Source organism: Catenulispora sp. EB89, assembly GCF_041261445.1.
Taxonomy (GTDB): Bacteria; Actinomycetota; Actinomycetes; order Streptomycetales; family Catenulisporaceae; genus Catenulispora.
Genome location: NZ_JBGCCU010000001.1, coordinates 139,050 through 161,880 on the forward strand (window position 1 = coordinate 139,050; position 22,831 = coordinate 161,880).

The following is a 22,831-nucleotide window of genomic DNA, read 5'->3' on the forward strand; positions in this document are numbered from 1 at the left end:
CGCGAGCGCGGTGCACTGCCCCCGAAGCGCCGGGTAGGCTCTCATGACGTGTACGGCTATCCCCAGGAGCCCCCGCCGTCCCAGGTGGCCAACGCCGCCCTGAGCGACGCCATCCGCGCGTTCGCCGGCGGCGTGATGGGCCCGGAGGACTTCTACACCGTGTTCAACAGCGCGAAGATCTACTGCCCGCGCGGCGAGCAGCCAGGCTTCCTGGCGCTGCACGACACCCCGGAGCCGGTGATCCCGATGTTCAGCTCGCTGACGGAGCTGCGGGCGTACTCGGGCGAGGAGTCGCGCTACTTCACGGTGACCGGCGGCGAGGTGCTGGACCTGCTGCCCACGGGGTACGGGATCGTGCTGGACATCGAGGGGGAGCACCGGATCGTGTTCGACGCGAAGGCGATCGAGCAGATGACGGCTTATGCGATGCAGCGGTTGTATGGGGCTTAGTCGCTTCTAGGCGGGCCAGGCCGTCCACTCGGCGGTGTCGATGGTCACGCCGAACGGCTCCGGCAGGACGATCGGCTCGCCGAATTCCCAGGCGACAGCGGACTCGTAGCGGCTGGTTTCCGGATTCGGATCGAAGTAGAGCGTCGCGCGCGCAACGCGTGGATCCCGGTCGACCAGCAGGTAGTACTCGACGCCGGCGGAGGCGTAGTCGGTCCACTTGGTCATGATCCGGTTCCCGTTCTTCCGCCGGTGCTGAGGGCCGGGCTCGCGGTCGTGATCGGCGTTCGACGGCGACGTAATCTCGATCGCCATGGCCATGTCCAACGGGCCGATGACCACCGCGTCCGCCGCGCTGGCCTCGTCAGAGCGCGCCCGATCCATCACGGCCACGTCGGGGATCCAGCCCCTGCTGGATGGCTCGCCGACTTCGGTTCCGATGACTGCCACCCAGGGGAAGGCTGGATCGGTGTCACCGGCCTGCTCGATCACGTGCGCAATGCGCAAAGCCATCCTGTTGTGCTTGAAGCGAGCGGCAGGTGACACGACGATGTCCCCCTCGATGATCTCGGCGCGGAACCCCTCCGGCAGCCCGAGAAAACGCTCAAGCTCGCCGCGGACCCACATCTCGTACGGCGAGTCCGGGAGCGGCAACTCCACATAGCCAACGCTCAGTCGGGTAGCCGAAGTGGATTGCTCCACTCCGGCCCCCTCAGAACCGGACGTGCGGGCTTTCCCCGCATCCGGCTCAAGCGGACCCTGATGGCGGTCCGGGGTTTTCATGCTTCCTTGGCCCTTCTGTGGTCACCGGCATGGTGGTGTCGGTGGCAGTCAGCGTGTACGAGACGAAGGTTGGCTCGTGTGTCGGTCCCGCCGAATTGCCGGTAGACGAAGTGGTGCGTGTTCAGTGCCTTCGTCGGTGCCGCGAACCAGGCTGCCCACTCATCCGGGCTTTCCGGTTCGAGATCGGCGTCGGGGATCAGCGGCTGTTTGCACAGCGGGCAGAGCCCCTGTTGGCGCGCGGCGAGGTTGAGTGACGCTCTGGTGATCGTCCTCGGGAGCCTGCCACGTCGGCGGATCGCCCAATAGTCGACCAGCAGCGGGTCGTCTGGGGAGTTGCTCCCCTTGACCATGATGTGCCTGTCGATACTGGTCCAAGCGAACTTGTAGAGGTAGGTGCCGCTGTCGCGGTCACCGAACACCCACTTGTCCATCCTGGTCGAGTTGAACCGGCCGAAGTACCTGGTCATCGTCCAGTTCCTCGGCTTCATCGGGTGGGAATGCTTGGCCCACTTCCAGGTGAGCGTCCACATGTGGCTGTCCAAGTCGGTGAACGCCTTCTTGGACACCACCGTCCGGTAGTAGGTGGCCCAGCCTTTGATGATCGGGTTGAGCCGCTTGATCACGGCTGCCGCGTTGGCTCCCCGCAAGGAGAGCATCTCGGCACGCAACCGTTCCCGGACTCTCCCGATGGCCTTCTTGCTCGGCTTGATCAGCAGCTTCCCGCTGTAGCGGCGGATGTTGAACCCCAAGAAATCGAAGCCGTCATCGAGGTGGACGATGCTTGTCTTCTCCTCGTTGAAAGCGACTCCTCGGGGCTGCATCCACCGGGCGAGTACCTCGCGGATCTGGTGCGCCTGTTCCTCGCTGTGACACAAGACTGCGAAGTCGTCGGCGTACCTGACCAGCATCGGGGCGTCGGCCGGGGCTTTCCCGTCCTTCCATACCCGATGCCCAGCAGCTGCTTCCATGCCATGTAGCGCGATGTTCAACAGCAACGGGCTGATCACGCCACCTTGCGGAGTTCCCTCCAGGGTCGGCGCGAACTGGCCGCGATCCATCACCCCGGCCTTGAGCCAGCTTCGGATCGCATCCCTGGCTGGGAACGTCCCGAGGCTGTTCATCAGGTAGTCGTGGCTGATGCGGTCGAATGCCGCTGTCAGATCCGCGTCCAGGATCCACGGCCTTCGCGCGGTCTTGTGACCGGCGATGCAGAAGATCTGTGCGATCGCGTCGTGACAGCCCCGGCCGGGCCGGAAGCCGTAGCTCCTGGACTCGAACCGGGCTTCCCACTCAGGCTCCAGCGCGTTCTTCACGCGGGCCTGCTCGATCCGGTCCCTGATGACCGGAATCCCTAGCGGGCGCTGTTTCCCGTTGGCCTTCGGGATGTACACGCGCCGAACCGGCTGAGCCTTGCCGGGGCTGCTCTCCGCTGAGATCTGCGCGGCCACCATCCCCCGCTGCTGCGGGGTGAGGATGACCTCCCGGTCAATGCCGGCCGTCCGGCGGCCTTGGCTCTGCAGTGTCACCCGCTTGACGCTTACCAGCGTGTTCGCGTGCGAGCGCAGCATGAGCTTCTGCAAGTTGCGGACCCTTTTCAGGTCCCCTTCCCTGGCTGCCGTGAAGATCCGCTGCCTCAGTTGCCGTACCGCCGCCTCGGTGGTGGCCCAGTCGATGCTGGTCCACTCCGCCGCGTGGTCCTCAGGTCCGTTCGTCGGCGCGGAGGACCGCGACGCGACTTGCTTCGTTGCCACACCCGCCTCCAACGTCTAACTTGTCCTTCGGTTCTGGCTTCCTTGCTGCTTCACGTCACAGGTCCACCTGATCCGCGTGGGCTCCCTTTCGGGCCGGGCATCAGTCCCGTATCCGACGGGTTATTGCTACGCGGCTGAGGCCAGTCGCATAGTTTTCCCCTGGGCTTTCGCCCCATCGGCATTCGCTTCTCGGATCATCCTGTTCCCGCTGGAGGATTGGGCCTTCGTTACCTCCGGCTTACCGGCCATCGGCCGGACTCCAACGGGGTTTCCACGTTCCGCTCCGCCAAGATGCGGTCGGGTTGGGCTCCCTCTTAACCCCGGGACCTGCGGTGTCCTGCCCCCGGACGCCCAACTCCGGGAGTCGCATGGCGCTCTTCCGCGCCAGGTCCTAGAACCGCCGCCTGCATCGCCATCGACGCGGCCTAGCTGTAACGAGGTGTCATCAAGGGTTCATTCGCATTAGCCCGTCCGACCTTCCCCTTCACCTGTTGCCGCCCGATGGCGCGGGCCGCTCTTGGGTTTGACCGATTCGGCTTCACACCCCGCCGTTACCAGCGACGCATGCGAACCTGGGGACAGATCTTGGACACTGATCCGCGACGATCTATATGGACACTCTGACCTCAAAATAGATCGTCCGCTTGCACGGAGCGACTGCGTGTCGCACTGGGAGACCAACTTTCAGGTGGAACTCGATCTGACTCCATAAGTTCAGCGTAGCCAGTCGGTCACCGCAGGCGAATGTCTTTCAATCACCTGTTCGGCCTAATGTGATTGTCAGCGCCCGTACTTCAGGAAGTCCAGCAGGTCCGCGGGCTTCATCTTCCGCGCGCGGGCGAACTCGCCGTCGGCGGAGTCGAAGCGGATCTTGCCCTCGGGGTTGAGGACCGACAGGGACGGTATGCCGCCGGCGATCGGGTGGTTGAAGTCGGCGTCGATGTCGCTGTTCTGGTCGCGTTGGCCTCGGTCGGTGCCGACGCTCACGGTCACCAGGTGGTACTTCTGTGCCAGGAGCTCCGCCACCTCGGGGTCGCGGGTCCAGTCCTCGAAGGCGGTGCAGTCGGGACACCAGCGGGCGCCGAGGGCCAGCAGGATGTCCTTGCCGTCGGCGGCTGCGGCTCTGCGGGCATCGGCGAGGTCGGCTCGGGGGTCGCGGGCGGGGTCGAAGAGCTCCGTGGGCGCGTCCATGGTCACAAGGTAGCCGGGTCGAAGTCGGTGGGGGAACCCGTCGCGGCCAGTTCGCCGCGGCGCAGGACGTGGACGCGGTCGGCGAGGGCCAAGGCTTCGCGGGGGTGGGGTTCGGCGAGGACGACGGCGCGGTCGGGGTGGGCCGCGGCCAGGGCTGCGAGGACGTCGTAGAGGCGGGTCGCCAGGACCGGGGCCAGCCCGTGCGAGAGCTCGTCGACCAGGAGCAGCTGCCAGGGTGCCAGGAGCGCGCGGGACAGGGCGAGCATCTGCTGTTCGCCGCCGGACAGCAGGGCTACGCGGCGGCGCGACAGGGTACTGAGGTCGGGGAACGCGTCGAAGGCCGGCGTGAGGTCGCGGCCCGCGGCGAACAGGTCCAGGTTCTCGCGCACGGCCAAGGTGCGGAACACCCCGCCCTCGTCGGGGATCAGCATCACGCCGGCGGCGGCGCGGCGGCCGATGGTCGCGCGGGTGATGTCAGAGCCCTGCCATCGGATCCGGCCGGAGGAAGCACGCAGGTAGCCGGCGACCGCGCGCAGCAGCGTGGACTTACCGGCGCCGTTGCGACCCAGGACCGCGGTCACCTCGCCCTGCACGACGGTGAGGCTGACGCCGTGCAACGCCTCCAGAGGGCCGTAGCGGACGCGCAGCGCGTCGAGGGTGAGCATCTCAGGACTCACCGACGTAAATCTCGCGCGCCACATCGGAGGCGAACACCTCGGCGGGACTGCCGGAGAGCAGCACACGCCCGGCGACCATGAGGTACGCGCGGTCGGCGACGGCCGTGACGAAGCGCATGTCGTGCTCCACGAGCAGGATCGCGAGGTCGTCGGCGGCGAGCGCGCGCAGCACCTCGGCGAGGCGGGCGATCTGCTGGTCGTCAAGTCCGGACGCCGGCTCGTCGAGCAGCAGCGCGGCGGGTTCGGCGGCGAGCGCCCGGCCGACCTCGACCAGCCGCATGGTGCCGGTGGGCAGGGACCCGGCGGGGACGTCGGCCAGCGGCGTGAGGCCGAGACGGTCCAGGACGGCGGCGGTGGTGGCCTGCAGGGCGGCGCGGCGGGGGTCGGGCAGACCGAGCAGTCCCGCCAGCAGCGGACGGCCGCGGCGGTTCTCGGCGCCGACCCGGATGTTCTCGGCGACGGTGAGGCCGGCGAACAGTTCGATGCGCTGGAAGGTCCAGGCGACCCCGGCGCGGGCTCGGGCATGCGGTGGCAGGCCGCTGAGAACTAAGCGCGAAGAAGCTGAGTCGGCGCCATCGGAAGCAGCGCCGACCAGCGTCACCATCCCGGCATCCGCCGTGTCCAAGCCGGTGACGCAGTGGAACAGCGTCGTCTTCCCGGCCCCGTTCGGCCCGATCAGTGCCGTCACCGCGCCGGCAGGCACGTCCAAGTCCGCGTCGTCGACCGCGCTCACTCCGCCGAACCGCCGACTCAATCCCCTGACTTCCAGTCCGCCGTTCATGACACCCGCCGCTCCCGCACCCGCGCCGCCGCCGCGCGCCCCGCCGGGCTCAGCCGACGGCTCACCGCACGCTCCGGCGGCCGGGCCAGCCAGTCCCCCGCACGCCGCACCGCCGCCCCGATCCCGCCCGGGAAGCGCCCCAGCAGCACGGCGCCGATGCCGATCAACAGCCCCGACACCCCCACCACCGTCCCGACGTCCACCGCGACCAGCGCCGCGGCCCCGACCACGGCGCCCAGCGCCGAGTCCACGCCCCACACCGCGACCGCGGCGAACCACACCAGGCCCTGCACCGGATCGAAGTCCGTGGGGTTGAACGCCTGCGCGGCGGAGGTCGTCAGCGCGCCGCCGAGCCCGGCCAGTCCGGCCGCGCAGGCGAACACGAACACCTTCATGCGCCGCACATCGATGCCCGCCGAGACGGCTGCCGCCTCCGAATCGCGCAACGCCACCAGCGCGCGCCCCAGCGGGCCGGTGTGCAGCGAGCGGACCAGCAGCAGCGCGAGCAGTAGGCAGGCGAGTTCGAGGCCGTAGAACCAGTGGTCGTCGGTGAAGCCCGGAGGACGGGAGACCACCAGTCCGCCGACGAACACCGGCTGGGCGAACACGAACCGCGCTACCACCGCCGCCGTGGCGAAGGTGGTCAGCGCGAGATAGAGGCCGCGGCGGTGGATGGCGGGGTATCCGGTCAGCCAGCCCAACGGCACCACCAGCAACGGTCCGAGGAACAGCGCCAGCAGCCACGGCACCCCGGCTCCGGCCAGCTTGGCCATGAACAGCGCCCCGAGCCCGGCGTACCCGGCCTGCCCCAGCGAGATCTGGCCGGCGTACCCGGTGGCGACCACCAGCGAGACGAACACCACCGCGAGCGCCGGCACCGCCAGCGAGGCCCGCAGATCCGCCGGGTCGAAGAACAGCGGCAGCGCCAGGACCAAGGACAGCGCGCCCAGCGGCAGCCGGCTGATCGCGTCAGGGTTCGAAGTCCGGCGCGCGCCGACCCGGTGCAGTCCCCCGCCGACCGGCCCGGAGTCCCGGATCCCCAGCCGGGGCACCACCATCAGCGCCGCGAACAGCACCAGCACGAACAGGTTCGTGTGGAACGCGTCCACCAGCCCCTGCCAGCGCACCGGCGGATGCACCGCGGTCAGCTCGGTCTGCCCGATCCCGATCGCCAGCGCCGCCAGCACGGCCACCGGCAGCGACGTCAGCCGGGCCAGCACCGCGACGCCCATCGTCTCCAGCACGGTCAGGGTCAGGCTGTACGGGTCCAGGTGGTAGATCGGCGCCCAGAGCACGCCCGCGACGCCGGCCAGGAACGACCCGAAGGCCCAGCCCCCGGCGGCGAGCCGGTCGGCGGGGAGCAGCGCGGCGGCCAGGTCGCGGTCGTCCACCACGGCCCGCACCATCAGCCCGACCCGGGTGGCGCGCAGCAGGAAGGTCAACAGCACGGCGATCAGCGCCACGACGCAGAGCTCGACGATGGTCGCGTAGGGGAGGGTCAGCGAGCCCGGCAGCCGCACCGATCCGGCGGGCAGCAACGACGGCGCGTCGACGTAGGAGCGCCCTCCCCACAAAAGGAAGACCAGTCCGAGCTGGAGCACCAGCACCCCGAGCGTCGCCACCAGCAGCCCGGACGCGCCGCTGCGCCGCAGCGGCCGGTACACCAGCCGCTCCAGCACCAGCCCGACGCCCGGGGCGACGACCCCCAGCACCAGCAGGGCGGCCACGGCCACCGGCATCCGCCACACCCGCACGCACTGCCACATCACGTAGGCACAGAACACCGCGTTGGATCCGAAGGCGATGTTGAACACGCCGGTCACCCGATACGTGGCCAGCAGCCCCACCGCGGCGAGTGCCGCCACGCACCCGATCGCCAGTCCGTTCAGCGCGAGACCGGCGTAGAACATCGCGCGCCTACTCCTCGGTCCCGACGGTCCCGGCCGTGCTGTCGTCCACGGCCTCGGTGAACAGCGCGTGCAACTCGGCGATCCGGCGGGCGGTGTCAGGGTCCGTTGTCCCAGACACCGCGAGCACGAATCCGCAGACCACCAGCACCGCGCCGGGTATCGAAGCAGAGGCCAGATACGGTAGTTGCTTCGCCGCGATCGCCTCGCCGGATATCAGATACCAGCCGAGGACCAACAGCAGGATCCCGACGAAGCCGACGGCCCCGCCGAGCGCCACGCGCGTCCGCCGATCAAGGTCATCGAGGCGGGACATAGGTGGGACACCTTCCTCCGTCGACATCAATGAGGCGGGTGTGTCTGTGGACCCTTACTGGAGATGATGGTATGTCAGGTGGAAGAGGCCGGGAATACTCTTCAGGAGCGTGATCCTCCGTGACATCAAGACGCACATCGCTCGTTCGTACCGGCGCAACCCTGGCCGTCGCGGCACTCCTCGCCGCCGGCTGTTCCTCCAGCAAGTCCTCGCCGTCGGCGAGCGGTAGCAGCACCTCCACCGGAGGTTCGAGCAGTTCCAGCTCCAGTTCCGCCGCGGGCGGTTCCAGCAGTTCCAGTTCCAGCAGCTCGTCCAGCTCGTCCAGCTCCGCGACCGGGGGTCAGCCCACCGACGTCGCGGGCGCCACCCAGCAGGTGAAGGACGCGTACAACAAGTTCTTCGACAACAGCATCGACGCCGCGACCAAGGGGTCGATGGTGCAGAACGCCGCCCAGGTCCAGGCGCTGCTCACGGCGCTGGCCGCGGCGGCCAGCGGCGAGAAGTCCTCGATCCAGGTGAACACCGTGACGTTCGACAGCGCCACGCACGCCAAGGTCGACTTCGCGATCCTGCTCAACGGCCAGCCGGCGCTGCCGCACGCCACCGGCGACGCGATCTACGACTCGGCGTCCGGGCACTGGCAGGTCGCGGACTCCACGCTGTGCCAACTGGCGGGCATCACGCCGGGCGTCAACCCGACGGCGTTGAAGGCCGCCGGCTGCAGCTGAGGCACGGCGGGCACGAACGGGTAACGGGTAGCGGCGGCTAGCCGGCTTCGGCAGGCTCCGTCGCCGCACTCTTGCTGTGTGCGCTCAGATAGTGCCACAGCACCTCCAAGGCGACGCACGCCACCGCGGCGATCGCCAGGCCCGTGGTCCACTGGTACCACGGTCCGAAGTGCAGATCGAAGAAGTGCCGGCCGTACGGCAGCGCGACGCAGAGCACGAACAAGCCGGCCATCGACGCGATGAGCACGACCTTCCACCAGACGATCGGCCGCGCCACCAGCTGCACGATGTACAGGCTGCACGCGAACAGCGAGATCATCGCAGTGGTCTGAGCCTCCCCCAGCGCGTCCGTCTCGCCGCGCGCCACCCAGTACGCGACGAACACCTCGATCCCGGCGACCAGGCCGGCCGGGATCGCGAAGCGCAGCACCCGGCGCACGAAGCCGGGCTTGGCGCGCTCGTAGTTCGGCGCCAGCGCCAGGAAGAACGCCGGGATCCCGATGGTCAGCGCGGCGATCAGCGTGGTGTGCCGGGGCAGGAAGGGGTATTCGAGCTGGAAGATGCCGACCAGGATCACCAGCACGAACGAGTAGACCGACTTCACCAGGAACAGGTTGGCGACCCGCTCGATGTTGCCGATCACCCGGCGGCCCTCGGCGACCACCTCCGGCAGCGTGGCGAAGCGGTCGTCCAGCAGCACGATCTGCGCGACCGCCCTGGTCGCCCCGGCGCCGGAGCCCATCGCCACGCCGATGTCGGCGTCCTTCAGGGCCAGCACGTCGTTGACGCCGTCGCCGGTCATGGCCACGGTGTGCCCGCGCGACTGGAGCGCCTTGACCATCTCGCGCTTCTGCTGCGGGGTCACCCGGCCGAAGACGGAGTGCTCGGCGACGTCCTCGGCGAACGCGGCGGCGTCGCCCTCGGGCAGCGTCCGGGCGTCCTTCGGATCGGCCGCGCCGGGCAGCTTCAGGGAGGCCGCGACCGCGCCGACCGACACGGCGTTGTCGCCGGAGATCACCTTCAGCGCGACGCTCTGCTTCTCGAAGTACTCCAGCGTGGAGCGGGCGTCGGAGCGGACCCGCTGGCGCAGCGTGATCAGCGCGACCGGGGTGATCGAGCCCTCGACCACGGCGTCCACCGGGCCCTCGGCGCGGGCCAGCATCAGGACCCGCAGGCCGGTGGCGCCGAGCTTCTCCGCCCGGTCGGCGGCCGGGGTGTCGCGGCCCAGGACGTCAGGGGCACCGAGCAGCCAGGTGCCCTTGTCGTCGGCGAAGGTGACCCCGGACCACTTTCGGGCCGAGGAGAACGGCGCGACCTGCGCGGCGGTCCAGCCGGCCGCCGGTCCCGGGAACTGCTCCATGACCGCCTGCATCGTGGCGTTCGGGCGTTCCTCGGCCGCACCGAGAGCGGCCAGGACGGTCGGCACGTCGGCGCCGGACACGCCGGACGACGCGCTAGTCGTGCCAGCCGCGCCACCCGCACCGACCGCATCACCAGCGCCGGCCGCGCCACCAGCGCCCGGCAGCTCCTCGATCGCGTCGAAGGCCATCCCGCCCTCGGTCAGCGTCCCGGTCTTGTCCAGGCACACGGTGTCCACCCGCGCCAGCCCCTCGATCGCCGGCAGCTCCTGCACCAGGCAGTTCTTCTGGCCCAGCCGGATCACCCCGACCGCGAACGCCACCGAGGTCAGCAGCACCAGGCCCTCCGGGACCATCGGCACCAGCCCGGCGATGGTGCGGCTGATCCCGGAGCGGACCCCGCCGGCCCGGTTCAGCTGGGTCACCACCTGCAGGATCCCGGCCGGGACCATCAGCAGGGTCATGTACTTCAGGATGTTGTTGATGCCGGAGCGCAGCTCGGAGTCGACCAGCGTGAACTTCTGCGCCTCCTCGGCCAGCTTGGCGGCGTAGGCCTGGTGCCCGACCTTGGTGGCCTCGAAGGCGCCGGAGCCGGCCGCCACGAAGGATCCGGACATCACCGGGTCGCCGGCCCGCTTGAGCACCGGGTCGGACTCGCCGGTGAGCAGCGACTCGTCGACCTCCAGGGCGTCGGCGCGCGCCACCGTGCCGTCCACCACCACGCGGTCGCCCGGACCGAGCACGATCACGTCGCCGAGCACAATCCGCGAGGCCTCGATCTCCTGCTCGGCGCCGTCGCGCAGGACCCGGGGCCGGGCCTCGCCGACCACCGCCAGCGAGTCCAGGGTCTGCTTCGCACGCCATTCCTGCAGGATGCCGATCGCGGAGTTGGCGACGATGACGAACCCGAACAACGCGTCCTGGATCGGCCCGACGGCCAGCTCGATCACGAACAGCGTGCCGATGATCGCGTTGAACGGCGTGAAGACGTTCGAACGCACGATCTCGGACATCGAGCGCGAGGTCCTCGCCGGGACGTCGTTCACCTCGCCAGCCGCGACACGCTGCTCGACCTGGGCCGAAGTGAGCCCCGAGAGCGGCTCGGCCACAGCTGTCCCAGGATGCGTCATGCGTCCCATCAGAACCTGAACCCACGGTTGGCCGCAAATCGGAGAATCTGTCCGGGGCGTAAATATGAATTCGCCTACGTACCGGTCCCGGATCAGGGACCGCATTCGCTCGTGTGGCCTAACCTCGTCACCGCGGCATGCCCGCGCATTTCGGGACGCGCCCCCACGCCGGGCGCAGCGCCGCGCTGACGACAGGCCAAGGAGCCAATTCATGTCTGACTCTGCTTTGCGCCGGCCGCTGGCGCTGACCGCGACGATAGCCACCTCGGTGGCCGCGGCGGCCGGACTCATCGCCCCGGCGGCGAACGCCACCACGCCGAGCCCGAGCGGCACCGCGACCCTCACCTTCTCCGGGGGCAACTCCTCGGCGCCGACCCATGTCGCCGCCGTCACCGGGACCAAGTACGGGCTCGCCTTCGCCCCGCAGATGCGGGACCTCGCGTGGGCCCCGACCGGCGCCCGGGCCGCGTGGGTGGACACCACCACCGGGGCGATCATGGCCGGCGTCCCCGGTGGCGCGGCCCAGATGATCGCCCCCGTCCCGCCCAACGGGACCGTCCGCAGCCACCCGACGTGGATCGACGGCGGGTCGAAGGTCGTGTGGTCGGAGAAGGACCCCGGCACGAACCCCGACACGAAGCAGCCCTACAACTTCGTGTTGAACTGGGCCTACGGCAACGGTATCCAGGGCACCGGCGGTGCCCCGGCCGTCCAGACGCTGCAGGCCGCGGCCGGGAGTGATGTCGTCCACCCCGACGCGGTGGGCTCGCTGCTGGTCTACCAGGTCAACACGCCGGGCAAGGCCTCGCAGATCTACCTGTGGGACCGCTCGCAGGCGGCCTCGACGCCGGTCCTGATCGCCACCGGCTGGGACCCGTCGATCTCGGCGGACGGCACGCACGTCGCCTTCGTCGCCGCGACGCCGACCCCGGCCAACGCCGGCAACAACATCTACACGATCGCTCTGAGCAACCCCGCCGCCACCTTGAACCAGGTGACCAACGGCGGCGGCTTCGAGAACCCGGTGTGGACCCCGGACGGCTCCGGCCTGGTGTTCCAGGCGCTGGACAGCACCGGCAAGGACGTCGACACCATGTCGGTCCCGGCCGCCGCCGCCAAGAGCGCCGCCTACACCGAGGTCGTCCCCGGCACCAAGGTCATCGGCCTGCCGGCCTTCCAGCCGACGGTCCGCGACCACGTGGAGCGCATCGCCGGCGCCGACCGCCTGGGCACCGCCATCAAGGTCTCCCAGTCGCACTGGGCCACCGCGGGCGCCAAGAACTCCCAGGGCGTGGCGGCCAAGGCGGTCGTGCTCAGCCGCTCCGACCAGTTCGCCGACGCGCTCGGCGGCTCGGCGCTGGCCGCGAAGGTCGGCGGCCCGCTGCTGCTGACCGGGACGTCCGGCCTGGACTCGGCGGTGAAGGCGGAGATCCAGCGCGTGCTGGGCCCCGGCGACGGCGCCAAGACGGTGTTCGTACTCGGCGGCACGCAAGCGCTGTCCCCGGCCGTGGCGAACGCTCTGACCGCGCTGAACTACCACGTGCAGCGGGTCGCCGGCCAGGACCGCTTCTCGACCGCGGTGGCGATCGCGAACACCATCACCGGTCCCGGCGTCGCCCCGGACTACATCCTGGTGGCCACCGGCGAAGGCTTCGCCGACCCGCTGTCCGCCGGTGCCGCGGCCGGCGCGATCAACGCGCATCAGGGCAAGAACGCGGTCGTGCTGCTCACCGACGACGCGGTGATGCCGCAGCCGACAGTCCAGTACCTGGCCCCGCTTACCGGCCGTACCAATCTGAACTCGGACCCGCAGCACACGAAGCCTGCGAACTTCATCGAGCTGGACGGCATCGGCGGCCAGGCGGCCAAGGCACTGGGGTCGCACTGGATCCCGGCCGGCTACCAGTCCGGCTCGTTCCTGGGCCTGTGGGGCGACGACCGGTATCTGACCTCGGCCCTGGTCGCGCGGTACTTCTTCGGCTCCGCCAACGCGGTCGGCCTGGCCACCGGGATGAACTGGGCCGACGCCCTGTCCGGCGGCGCCGAGATGGGCACCGAGAACGGTCCGCTGCTGCTGGTCAACCCGAAGACCGGGGTACCGAGCGGGGCCGCGCAGTGGCTGGGGCAGGACAACGGCCAGTTCAACCGGGCCGAGATCTTCGGTGGAAACGTCGCGGTCCCCGGGAGCGTCGACAAGGTAGTGGGCGGACTCATCGGCGGGAGCGGCGGGGTGGACTACCCGTCGAACCCGATGGTCTGAGGCCCCACGGGCCGTAGCAAGTGAAGCAGACGGCGCGGGCTCGTCCGAGCCCGCGCCGTCTGCTTCGGGGAAACAAAGGGCGGGGTGTGGGTTAGGTGTCGGCGTTGTTCCATCGGTGGCCCAAGCGGGTCACGGCAGCGGTCTGTGCGACCGCTCTGGCCATGGCGGGGCTCGCCACCTGGCTGCTCAGCGCGACCGCGAGCCCGCCGACACCGGAGGCCGTGCCGAGCACGGTCTACTCCGGCGCCGGCTTCGACCCCTGCTGGGCCCCGGACAACGCCTCGATGGACGCCTGGCTGCAGTCGCCGTACCGCGCCGTCGGGATCTATCTCGGGGGACTGCGTTACGCGCCGGGCTGCAAGCCGCAGAACACCGCGAACCTCACCAAGGACTGGGTCGGCCGCCAGGCCGCGAACGGCTGGCGGTTCCTGCCGCTCTACGTCGGGAGCCAGGCCGAGTACAAGGACGCGAGCGGCAACACCCAGAGCGACTTCACGAACCTCACCCCGGCCACCGCGTTCCAGCTCGGCTCCTCCGAGGCCGACGACGCGGCGAACCTGGCGCGCGGCCTGAACTTCCCGCCCGCCTCGGTCATCTACGACGACATGGAGAACTACGACGCCAGCTACACCCAGCTGGTCATCTCCTACTCGCAGGGCTGGACCCAGGAACTGCACCGCAACGGCTTCCGCTCCGGCTGGTACTCCAGCTCCAGCACCGGGATCAAGGACCAGTCGGCGGCGTACGGCGCGAGCTCGCCCGACGTCCTCGACATCGCCGCGTGGAACAACACGAACACCACCGCCGACCCGAACGTGCAGCCCTCGCAGTGGGCGAACCACCAGCGCGTGCACCAGACCCAGGGCGGGCACGACGAGACCTACGGCGGCGTCACGATCAACATCGACACCGACTGGTTCGACGTCGGCCAGGCCAGCCGGGCCACGGTCGAGCGGCTGGCCGGGTTCGACCGCGACCTGACCGCGGTGCTGGCCAGCGTGCGCACCTTCGACTGCCACGGCTGCGGCAACGCGGGCCGCGACCAGGCCAAGTCCGCGGTGCTCAGCCGCGACGACACCTTCGCCGACGCCCTCGGCGGCTCGGCCCTGGCCGCGCAGGCCGACGGTCCGCTGCTGCTCACCGGCACCAAGGCGATGAACCCGGCCACGATGAACGAGCTGCACCGGATCCTGGTCCCGGGCTCGACGGTGTACCTGCTCGGTGGCACGCAGGCGCTGTCCCCGGCGGTGGAACGCGCGATCAGTGCCAACGGCTTCGTGCCCCGGCGCGTCGCCGGCGGCGACCGCTTCGGGACCGCCGTGAACATCGCCCGCACCATCTCCCCGAACGGACCGCCGTCCAGCGTCCTGATCGCCACCGGCGTCGACTTCCCCGACGCACTGGCCGCCGGAGCCACCGCCGGAGCCCTCGGTATCGCCGCGCAGACGCCGACGCCCGGCGCACCGGCCCCGCAGCCCGGCGACGTCTCCCACAACGGTGCGGTGGTCGTCCTCAGCAACGGCGCGACCCTGCCGCCGGCGACCCGCGACTACCTGGCCGGCATGGACCCGAACGCCACCAAGATGTACGGCATCGGCGGCAAGGCCGTAGCCGCGGTGCACACCGCGTTCCCGTCCTGGACCAACTGGGTGAACTTCACCCCGCTGTTCGGCGCGGACCGCTACGGCACCGCGGCAGCCGTCGCCGCCCGCTTCGCCTACCTGCCCACCTCGGTGGTCGTCGCCTCCGGCGCCAACTGGCCGGACGCCCTGTCCGGCGGCGCGATGGCCGCGCACCGCGGCGTGCCGCTGCTGCTGACGGACCCGAAGACACTGCCCGCACCGACCGCCTACTATCTCGGCGCGAAGAACAACCCGATCACCACCGCGACGCTGGTCGGCGGCCCGGCGGCGATCTCGCCGGCCGCGGCGACGGCGCTGGGCAACACGTTCAGCTACCCGGGCCAGTGGGATTCGGTGACCATCAAGTAGGACTGGCGCCGCAGTGGCGCCGAAACCAACGAGCGGGCCGTGTCGAATGCGACACGGCCCGTTCGACGCTTTGCTGGAAACCATCACGCACACCCGGCAAGGAGCACGAAAAAATGACCGTCACCGCGAACATGTCCATGTCCCTCGACGGCTTCGTCAACCACCCCACCGACGGCGTGGACACCCTGTTCGGCTGGTACAGCCGCGGCGACGTGGTCACGGAGACCGTCGGCGACCAGGACTGGGAGTTCAAGACCGACGCCCACGAGGCCGAGGGCCTGGAGGACGCCAAGTCCTCGCTCGGCGCCATCCTCTACGGCCGCCGCTCCTTCGACGCGGCCGGCGGCTGGAACGGCCTGCACCCGCTCGGTGTGCCGGTCGTGGTGCTGACCCATCGCGTCCCGGAGAGCTGGCCGCGCGAGGGGTCCTCGGTCCACTTCGTCACCGAGGGCGGCGTCTCAGCGGCGATCGCCAAGGGGCAGGAGCTCGGCGGCGGCCAGACGGTGGTCATCGGCAGCGCCGACCTGACCCAGCAGGCCCTGAACGAGGGGCTGCTCGACGAGCTCACCGTGGACCTGGTCGCGGCGATGCTCGGCGAGGGCACGCGGTTCTTCGACAATCTGAAGGGCGCGCCCTACGAGCTGGAGCAGACCTCGGTGCGCCCCGGCAACGGCGTGACGCACCTCGGCTACCGCGTGGTCAAGCACTGACCTCGGAAGCGGGCGCCTCCGAAGCGGGCGCCCCCGGAACGGACCGGGCCCCGGTTCCGCCACCGGGCCCGGCCTTCTCCAGCTCCGGGCCCGTCTCCGTCTCCAGCGCCGTCTCTGGCTTGAACACCCAGTGCTTGTACAGCCAGAAGTTGTACAGCGTGATGACCACCGTCGACAGCGGCTTCGCGATCAGGTAGTTCACCCCGGCGCCGGTCAGCGAGTACATCAGCACCTGCGTGACACCCAGGTTCACGCACACCAGCAGCGCGAAGCGCACCGTCTGCTTGTGCATCGCGCCCTCGCGTGCGCCGTGGTCGGCGAACGTCAGCATCCGGTTGATCGAGAAGTTCACGCCGAACGCGATCAGGTACGCCAACCCCGTCGCCAGCCACAGCGGGAACTTCATCAGGCCGTGCGTCAGATACAGCACGACCTCTTCGGTCACCAGCGCCGAACCGCCGCTGAACGCATAACGGACGAACGTGTTCTTCGCCAGCGTCCTGATCAGCCCCGTCATGACAGCGCGTCCTGCGGGACCTGGGCCTCGCCCGCGCCCTCACCGGCAGCCGGCTCGGCAGCCCCGGCAACCGCCGCACGCCGCCGCTGGAACCACCAGACACCGCCCAGCGCCAACAGGCCCACCGTGCTGCCTCCGATACCCGCGTAGAGCCCCGGAGGGGTGAAGGACATCGAGATCCGGTGAGTCCCGGCCGGAACCGGGACGCCGGTGAAGGTACCGAGCAGGTCAGTCGTCTTCACCGACTTGCCGTCGACCGTGACCGACCAGCCCGGGATCGTCGGGACCGAGAGGAAGACGGTGGCCGCGGTGTCCCCGGTGGTGGTCGCCGCCAGGCCGGTGTCGTTCCAGTGCACGCCGGTCACCCCGCCGACGCGCAGCTGCGTCAGCTTCGCGTCGACGGCGGTCGGGTCCAGGCCGCGGATCGGGCTGGCGGGCACCGTGTACGAGTTGTGCAACGGCAGGTTCTCGCTGAACATCGTGACCGTGAACGAGCCGGCCTGGACGCTGCCCAGGTCCTGGATGCCGTTGTCGAAGCCGCCGGGGTAGGCGATGTTCGCCAGGTCGTGCGCGGGGACGTCGACCGTCCGCGGCGCCGGCCGGTTCTGGCCGTCCACCCGGACGTAGGACAGCCCGGTGGGCTGCGCGGTCGGCGCGTACATGTACAGCTGCCGCGGTCCCGAGGACTGGCACTGCCACACGATCTTGTCGCTGTAGAGCTGCTTGTCCGCGCGCGCCTTGGTCGGGACCTTGATCGACACGCTGCCGTCGGCGGCCGGCGTGACGCTCACGCCGTCGCTGGCGGTGACGGTCGGGCTGCCGCACATCGACTGGAACGCGCCGGGCATCCCGAACGCCTGCTCCTGTGCGGCGAAGGGGGAATTCGACGGCCCCGGCGCCGTGAAGTCCGCCAGGTCGGTACCGGTGAGCCGGAACCCGACCGGCAACGTGTCATCGATCTTGTAGACCGTGGTGATGTCCGGTGCCGGAGCAGGCGCCCCGGGCTTGGCCGCCGCGGTGTCGTTGTACGTCTTCTGCAGCGTCGCGCCGAGGCGGTCGATCGTGCCGTCCGGCGTCTCGCGCGTGGTGCCGACCAGGTACTGGTAGCCCAGGAGCGCGTCGGTGAACAGCGTGGCGCCGGTGTGCGCGGACCAGACGTACGAGGGGTAGTGCGAGAAGCCCAGGTTCGCCATGTTCTCGTGCAGGCTCGCCGCGGACAGCGAGGAGAAGTGCGTGAACGCGAAGTTGCCGAAGCGCAGGCCGTCGTTGGTGCTGCGCAGGTTCTGGTCGAAGCCCTCGGCGCGGAAGAACTCGTCGTTGCTCGGCTGCAGCGAGGTGAGCGCGGTTCCGTAGGACTTGCTCGGCGAGTTGTACCAGTTGGCCCACGTGATAGAGCCGTTGCTGGTGCTCGGCTGTTTGCCGAGCGCCTTCTGGCCGATCAGCGAGGCCGAGCCCGAGGCGTCCACGGCCAGCACCGCGACGGCGGCCACCGCGGCGATCTTCGGAGTGGCCAGCTGCTTGGGCATCCAGCCCAGCCACTTGACCATCGGCTCGTCCGCGGGCCGCACCCGCAGATACAGCGCGAACGACAGGAGCGCGGTACCGACGACCAGGATCAGCGCGTCGAACTGCACGACCGCCGGCCGGATGATCCACGGGTAGCTCTGGCGCCCCCAGTACAGCACCACGAACCACGCCGCCGCGCTCACCCCGAGCCACTTGATCTGCTTCACCGAGTCGATGCCGACCCAGGCCCGGAACGCCAGGAACGCCAGCAGCGCGGTGATCAGGAACGCGAAGCGGAACGGGAAGGCGTTCGGCATCTGGCCGCCGTGCATCAGGATGTAGAGCGGCTTGATCTCCATCGCCAGGATCAGGAACGCCAGAATCGCGCCGAAGGCGATCCGCTCGGCCCGCTTGATGCTCTTCACCATGAAGAACAGCGGCACCAGCACCAGGATCAGCGTCGCGGACCCGACGTTCGGCGTCAGCGACGTCCCGGCGTCGGTGGTGCCGCCGAAGAACCGCACCAGCATCGACAGCACCGGGATCGGCGGGTTCACCGAGGCGTCGACGTGCAGGCTCGTCTTCTGCTTCAGGCCGCCGAAGTAGGTCGGCACGATGAAGGCCGCGGCGAGCAGCCCGCCGATGACGCCGGCCACGGCGAACCTGCCGGCGGTGCGTAGGAAGTCGGCGCGCTCGAAACGCTCGCGGACACCGACGTAGCGCGCCAGCGCGTACATGCACACGAAGACGCAGACCATCGCGCCGGTGTAGAAGTCGATGACCAGGTTCAGACCGATCGCGATCGCCAGCGCGGTGACCCGGCCCCTGGCCAGCAGCCGCTCCACGCCGAGCAGCGCCCACGGCAGCAGGTACAGCGAGTCCAGCCACATGATGTTGAACGCGTAGATCAGGGAGAAGGCACCCAGCGCGTAGGCGGTGGACAGGACCACGATGACGGTCTTGTTCACCACCGAGTGCAGTCCCTGGCTGACGTCGCCACGGAACTTGCGCAGGAACAGCGCCATCCCCAGGCTCGCCGACGCCAGCTTCAGCAGCGTGATGAAGCCGATCATTATCGGCAGCCGGTGGTCCGAGGCGAACAGCGTCAGCAGCCCGAAGGGACTGGTCAGGTAGTACGCCACGATCGGCCAGAAGTTCATGCCGCCGTCGGCGCGCCAGGTGAACAGCAGCGAGCCGTGGCCGGTGAGCGCCTGGTCGAAGTACGAGTAGAACTGCGCGTACTGGTTGTTCAGGTCGATCATGAACACCGTGTACGTGCCGTGCGGGTCGAAGGGGTAGATCCCGCGGTCGGCCAGTATCGCCCCGTAGACCACCGCCGGGACGACGAAGGCGAGGACCAGGTACAGATTGCGGCGCAGGCCCCGCCAGACGGTTCTGCTCACTGGATTCCGTTCAGCTCTCGCGCCCCGGGGACGCCGTTGACCGGGTCGGACTGGTCGCCGGCCGCGGACGCGGCAGTCGGCGCGGAGGTGGTGTGCGTGGCGGGCGCCACGGTCCCGGTCACCAGGCGGTGGTCGCCAGAGATGGCCAGGAAGTCGCTCTGGTGCCGCAGCGGGCCGGACTCGGTCTCCTTGACCAGGTAGTGCGGCCGCTGCTTGGCCTCGTAGTAGATGCGGCCGACGTACTCGCCGATCACCCCGACCGTGAACATCTGCAGGCCGCCGATGCCGACGATGGCGGCGATGGTCGTGACGTAGCCGGGGGTGTGGTTGCCGTGCAGCATCGCCGCCACGATGATCCACAGCATGTAGGCGAAGGAGACGCTGAAGAACAGGAAGCCCAGGTAGATGACCAGGCGAAGCGGCTTGTTGTTGAACGACAGCAGCGAGTCCACGCCGTAGTCCAGCAGCCGCCGGAAGGACCACTTGGTCTCCCCGGCCTCGCGCACCGCGTTGCGGTAGTTGAAGGTGACGGCGTCGAAACCGATCCAGGCGTACAGGCCCTTGGAGAACCGGTTGTACTCCGGCATCGCCAGCAGCGCGTCGACCGCGCGCCGGGACAGCAGCCGGAAGTCGCCGACCCCGTCCACCAGCTCGACGTCCACCATCCTGTTGATCAGCTTGTAGTAGGCGCGGGAGATGAACGACCGCACCTTCTTGTCGCCCTCGCGGTCCCGCTGCGCGATGACCTGGTCGAAGCCGGTCCGGTGCAGGTCGACCATGCGTCCCAGCAGTTCCGGAGGGTGCTGCAGGTCGGCGTCGATGATGATCACCGCGTCCCCGCTGGCCCGCTTCAGCCCGGCCAGCATCGCCGGCTCCTTGCCGAAGTTGCGGCTCAGGGCGACGTATTTGACCCCGGGATCCTCGGCCGCGAGCTTCTTCATCAGCTCCAGGGTGCCGTCCCGGGAGCCGTCGTCGACGAAGACCAACTCGACCTCGTCCGCTATCCCCGCGGTCTCGGCCCGCACCACCTCGTGGAACCTCGCCAAAACCGCTTCTTCGTTGAAGCACGGGACGACCAGGGACAGACGCATGGGATCTCCGGTTATGGACGTGGACTGCGGGGCCAGGCTACCCGAGCACGCCGCGACGGACGGCATTACTGCAGTGAGGACGCATGTTTTCGGACAGCCGGTTGCGTCGGCGGGATGTCTGCCTCCCGCGATCGCACAGGGTACCGGATCACGGATTCATAACTTTCGACAACCAGTTCGGCGTTGCGGCGTCCAACGAAGCGCAAGGCATCGCGAAACCATCCCGTCGAGTCCCATGCAACCCGCAGGAGTCGTGTCATGCGTCCCACTCTCCGCAAGTCTCTGGCGGCTTCTGCCGTCCTCGCCAGTTCCGTCGCGGCGATCGCGGTCGGCTCCGCGGGCTCGGCCCAGGCCGCCAGCCCCGGATCGGCCGACTCGCCGTTGAGCATCAGCGACGGTTCGGGAAACATCACGTTCAGCACGCACACGGTACACATCGGCGGCTCCGTCACGGATGCCGCGTGGTCGCCGGACGGCAGCCACGTCGCCTACATCGACGGCAACGGGCAGCTCGCCGTCGCCAACGCTTCCGGGGGCGACGTCCGGGAGCTCACGCACAGCAGCGCCACCCGCTCGCACCCGACGTGGGAGGACGGCGGCTCGGAGATCGTCTTCGCCGAGGGGCCGGCCGGAGCGTCGAAGCTGATGTCGGTGGACGCCAACGGTCTGACCATGGGCGCGCCGACGGTCGAGACGCCGGTCGCCGAGACCGTCGGCGACAAGGGCTCGGACACCGCGCCGGACGCGACCTACCGGCCCTGGAACCCCTACGACCCGAACACCATGCCGCTGAGCCGCCTCGTCTTCCAGGAGGACGGCCAGGTGATGATCCTGGACCGGAACTCCCGCGGGCCGCGGGCCGTGAAGCTGGTGGACGGCACCGACCCCTCGATCGCGCCGGACGGGCACGCGGTGGCCTTCGTCGACGCCGGCGGCCAGATCGACACCGTCGCGCTGCCGGTCCCGTTCGACTCGCACGGCAACCCGGCACCGGTGATCACCCACGTGACGAACCTGGCCGTGCCCGGCTTCTCGCACCTGACCTGGTCGCCGGACAGCAAGACGATCGCCGCCGAGGGCATGATCCTGCACATGGGCCCGACGCCGCCGGAGCCCAAGGACGTGGTGACGGTCCCGGCCGCCGGCGGCACCCCGACCGAGGTGCGCGGCACCCCGGGGATCCCGTCCTACCAGCCGCTGAACGTCAAGCAGCTGGACCGGGTCGCGGGCGCGGACCGGATCGGGACCGCGATCGAGGCCTCGCGGTCGGTCTGGCCGAGCGGCTCGAACAACGGCCCGCACGCCGACAGCGTGGTGCTGTCGCGCTCGGACCAGTTCGCCGACGCGCTCGGCGGCTCGGCGCTGGCCCAGCGGGTCAGCGGCCCGCTGCTGCTGACCCAGAGCACCGGCCTGAACCCGGCGGTGCGCGCGGAGATCAGCCGGGTCCTCGGTGCGCCGAGTTCGAACCCGCAGCTGACCAAGACCGTGTATCTGCTCGGCGGCGAGCAGGCCCTGTCCCCGGCGGTGTTCAACGCCGTGAAGGCCATGGGCTACAAGGTCCAGCGGATCGGCGGCGCCGACCGGTTCGCCACGTCGGTCGCGGTGGCCGACAAGATCACCTACGGCAACGCCGCGTCCCGGATCTTCGTGGCCACCGGGGAGAACTTCGCCGACGCGCTGTCGGCGGGCGCCGCAGCCTCCACGTCGACCGGGAGCCCCGGCTACGGCACGGTCATCGTCCTCACCGACGACAAGAAGATGCCCGCCTCGACCGCGGCCTACCTGAACCGCACCGCGCACAACGGCTCGGCCACGAGCGTCCCGGTCTACGCGATCGGCGGCCAGGCCGACACCGCGCTGCGCACGATCGGCTTCGGCACCAGCGGCTCGAAGCAGTTCACGCCGGTCTGGGGCGCCGACCGCTACGCCACCTCGCTGCTGGTCGCGAAGGACTTCTTCGACGGCCCCGCCAAGGTCGGTTTCGCGACCGGCGTGAACTGGACCGACGCGCTGTCCGGCGGCGCCCTGATGGGCCGCCTGAACGGGCCGCTGCTGCTGACCGACCCGAAGGCCGGCCCGAGCGCGGACGTGACCACGTGGCTGCACCGCACCGCGCCGCAGCTCACCATGGGGCTGATCTTCGGCGGCGACGTCGCGGTGGCGCCGTCGGTGAACTCGGCGGTCGCCGACGCCATCACCGGGCCGTCCGGGGTCAGCGTGGAAACGAACGCGACCAACCTCTACTGACCGGCTCCGAGCCGGCCCAGTAGTTCCGGCAGCTGTC

General features: G+C 69.7%; 17 protein-coding genes. 6 read left to right on the forward strand and 11 right to left on the reverse strand.

Going from position 1 to position 22,831, the window contains the following annotated elements; genetic code table 11:
* Window positions 1–48: 48 nt before the first annotated feature.
* Window positions 49–450 carry an SseB family protein gene (locus ABH920_RS00645; RefSeq protein WP_194915594.1) on the forward strand — a complete coding sequence of 134 codons (402 nt, stop codon included), beginning with the start codon at window positions 49–51 and terminating at the stop codon, window positions 448–450.
* A gap of 6 nt (window positions 451–456) precedes the next feature.
* Here ABH920_RS00645 and ABH920_RS00650 read toward each other — a convergent pair whose 3' ends face one another.
* The 7 genes from ABH920_RS00650 to ABH920_RS00680 all read right to left on the reverse strand — a co-directional run bounded on the left by ABH920_RS00650 (window position 457) and on the right by ABH920_RS00680 (window position 7,853).
* Window positions 457–1,230: a Uma2 family endonuclease gene (locus ABH920_RS00650; RefSeq protein WP_370345580.1), complete on the reverse strand. Its 774-nt coding sequence runs from the start codon at window positions 1,228–1,230 to the stop codon at window positions 457–459.
* Window positions 1,227–2,981: a group II intron reverse transcriptase/maturase gene (gene ltrA, locus ABH920_RS00655; RefSeq protein ID WP_370345582.1), complete on the reverse strand. Its 1,755-nt coding sequence runs from the start codon at window positions 2,979–2,981 to the stop codon at window positions 1,227–1,229. Before ltrA ends, ABH920_RS00650 begins: the two co-directional genes overlap by 4 nt.
* Before the next feature lie 780 nt (window positions 2,982–3,761).
* A complete protein-coding gene (locus tag ABH920_RS00660; protein ID WP_370345584.1) occupies window positions 3,762–4,172 on the reverse strand; it encodes a thioredoxin family protein in 411 nt (136 codons plus the stop codon).
* Between the two features lie 2 nt (window positions 4,173–4,174).
* On the reverse strand, window positions 4,175–4,849 hold the full coding sequence (locus ABH920_RS00665) for an ABC transporter ATP-binding protein (RefSeq protein ID WP_370345586.1): 675 nt from the start codon (window positions 4,847–4,849) through the stop codon (window positions 4,175–4,177).
* Entirely contained in the window at window positions 4,839–5,630 is a 792-nt protein-coding gene (locus ABH920_RS00670; protein WP_370345588.1) for an ABC transporter ATP-binding protein, read from the reverse strand. Before ABH920_RS00670 ends, ABH920_RS00665 begins: the two co-directional genes overlap by 11 nt.
* Window positions 5,627–7,540, reverse strand: a complete 1,914-nt coding sequence (locus ABH920_RS00675) for an ABC transporter permease (RefSeq protein WP_370345590.1) — start codon at window positions 7,538–7,540, stop codon at window positions 5,627–5,629. The genes ABH920_RS00670 and ABH920_RS00675 overlap by 4 nt, the downstream gene beginning before the upstream one ends.
* Window positions 7,541–7,547: 7 nt before the next feature.
* Complete coding sequence (locus ABH920_RS00680) at window positions 7,548–7,853, reverse strand: hypothetical protein (protein ID WP_370345592.1); 306 nt, start codon at window positions 7,851–7,853, stop codon at window positions 7,548–7,550.
* Window positions 7,854–7,972: 119 nt separating this feature from the next.
* Between ABH920_RS00680 and ABH920_RS00685 the strand changes: the two genes are divergently transcribed.
* Complete coding sequence (locus ABH920_RS00685; RefSeq protein ID WP_370345594.1) at window positions 7,973–8,581, forward strand: hypothetical protein; 609 nt, start codon at window positions 7,973–7,975, stop codon at window positions 8,579–8,581.
* A gap of 37 nt (window positions 8,582–8,618) precedes the next feature.
* On the opposite strand, the gene ABH920_RS00690 is transcribed toward ABH920_RS00685, so the two are convergent.
* Window positions 8,619–11,069, reverse strand: a complete 2,451-nt coding sequence (locus ABH920_RS00690) for an HAD-IC family P-type ATPase (RefSeq protein ID WP_370345596.1) — start codon at window positions 11,067–11,069, stop codon at window positions 8,619–8,621.
* A gap of 211 nt (window positions 11,070–11,280) precedes the next feature.
* On the opposite strand from ABH920_RS00690, the gene ABH920_RS00695 reads away from it, so the two are divergent.
* From ABH920_RS00695 to ABH920_RS00705, 3 genes are all read left to right on the forward strand, one after another.
* On the forward strand, window positions 11,281–13,329 hold the full coding sequence (locus ABH920_RS00695) for a cell wall-binding repeat-containing protein (RefSeq protein WP_370345598.1): 2,049 nt from the start codon (window positions 11,281–11,283) through the stop codon (window positions 13,327–13,329).
* A gap of 161 nt (window positions 13,330–13,490) precedes the next feature.
* Window positions 13,491–15,320, forward strand: coding sequence for a glycoside hydrolase domain-containing protein (locus ABH920_RS00700; RefSeq protein ID WP_370345600.1), 1,830 nt, complete (start codon window positions 13,491–13,493; stop codon window positions 15,318–15,320).
* A 113-nt stretch (window positions 15,321–15,433) separates the two neighbouring features.
* The gene (locus ABH920_RS00705) at window positions 15,434–16,030 is read left to right on the forward strand and encodes a dihydrofolate reductase family protein (protein ID WP_370345602.1); all 597 of its coding nucleotides are present in this window, start codon (window positions 15,434–15,436) and stop codon (window positions 16,028–16,030) included.
* On the opposite strand, the gene ABH920_RS00710 is transcribed toward ABH920_RS00705, so the two are convergent.
* From ABH920_RS00710 to ABH920_RS00720, 3 genes are read right to left on the reverse strand one after another with little or no spacing between them, the layout of a single operon-like run.
* Complete coding sequence (locus ABH920_RS00710) at window positions 16,020–16,547, reverse strand: GtrA family protein (RefSeq protein WP_370345604.1); 528 nt, start codon at window positions 16,545–16,547, stop codon at window positions 16,020–16,022. The two genes, ABH920_RS00705 and ABH920_RS00710, sit on opposite strands and share 11 nt — an antisense overlap.
* Window positions 16,544–19,456 carry a YfhO family protein gene (locus ABH920_RS00715; RefSeq protein ID WP_370345606.1) on the reverse strand — a complete coding sequence of 971 codons (2,913 nt, stop codon included), beginning with the start codon at window positions 19,454–19,456 and terminating at the stop codon, window positions 16,544–16,546. Before ABH920_RS00715 ends, ABH920_RS00710 begins: the two co-directional genes overlap by 4 nt.
* Window positions 19,453–20,547 (reverse strand): glycosyltransferase family 2 protein, encoded by a 1,095-nt coding sequence (locus ABH920_RS00720; protein ID WP_370345608.1) that lies wholly within the window; start codon window positions 20,545–20,547, stop codon window positions 19,453–19,455. Before ABH920_RS00720 ends, ABH920_RS00715 begins: the two co-directional genes overlap by 4 nt.
* 258 nt (window positions 20,548–20,805) lie before the next feature.
* Between ABH920_RS00720 and ABH920_RS00725 the strand changes: the two genes are divergently transcribed.
* On the forward strand, window positions 20,806–22,794 hold the full coding sequence (locus ABH920_RS00725; RefSeq protein WP_370345610.1) for a cell wall-binding repeat-containing protein: 1,989 nt from the start codon (window positions 20,806–20,808) through the stop codon (window positions 22,792–22,794).
* Window positions 22,795–22,831 lie beyond the last annotated feature (37 nt).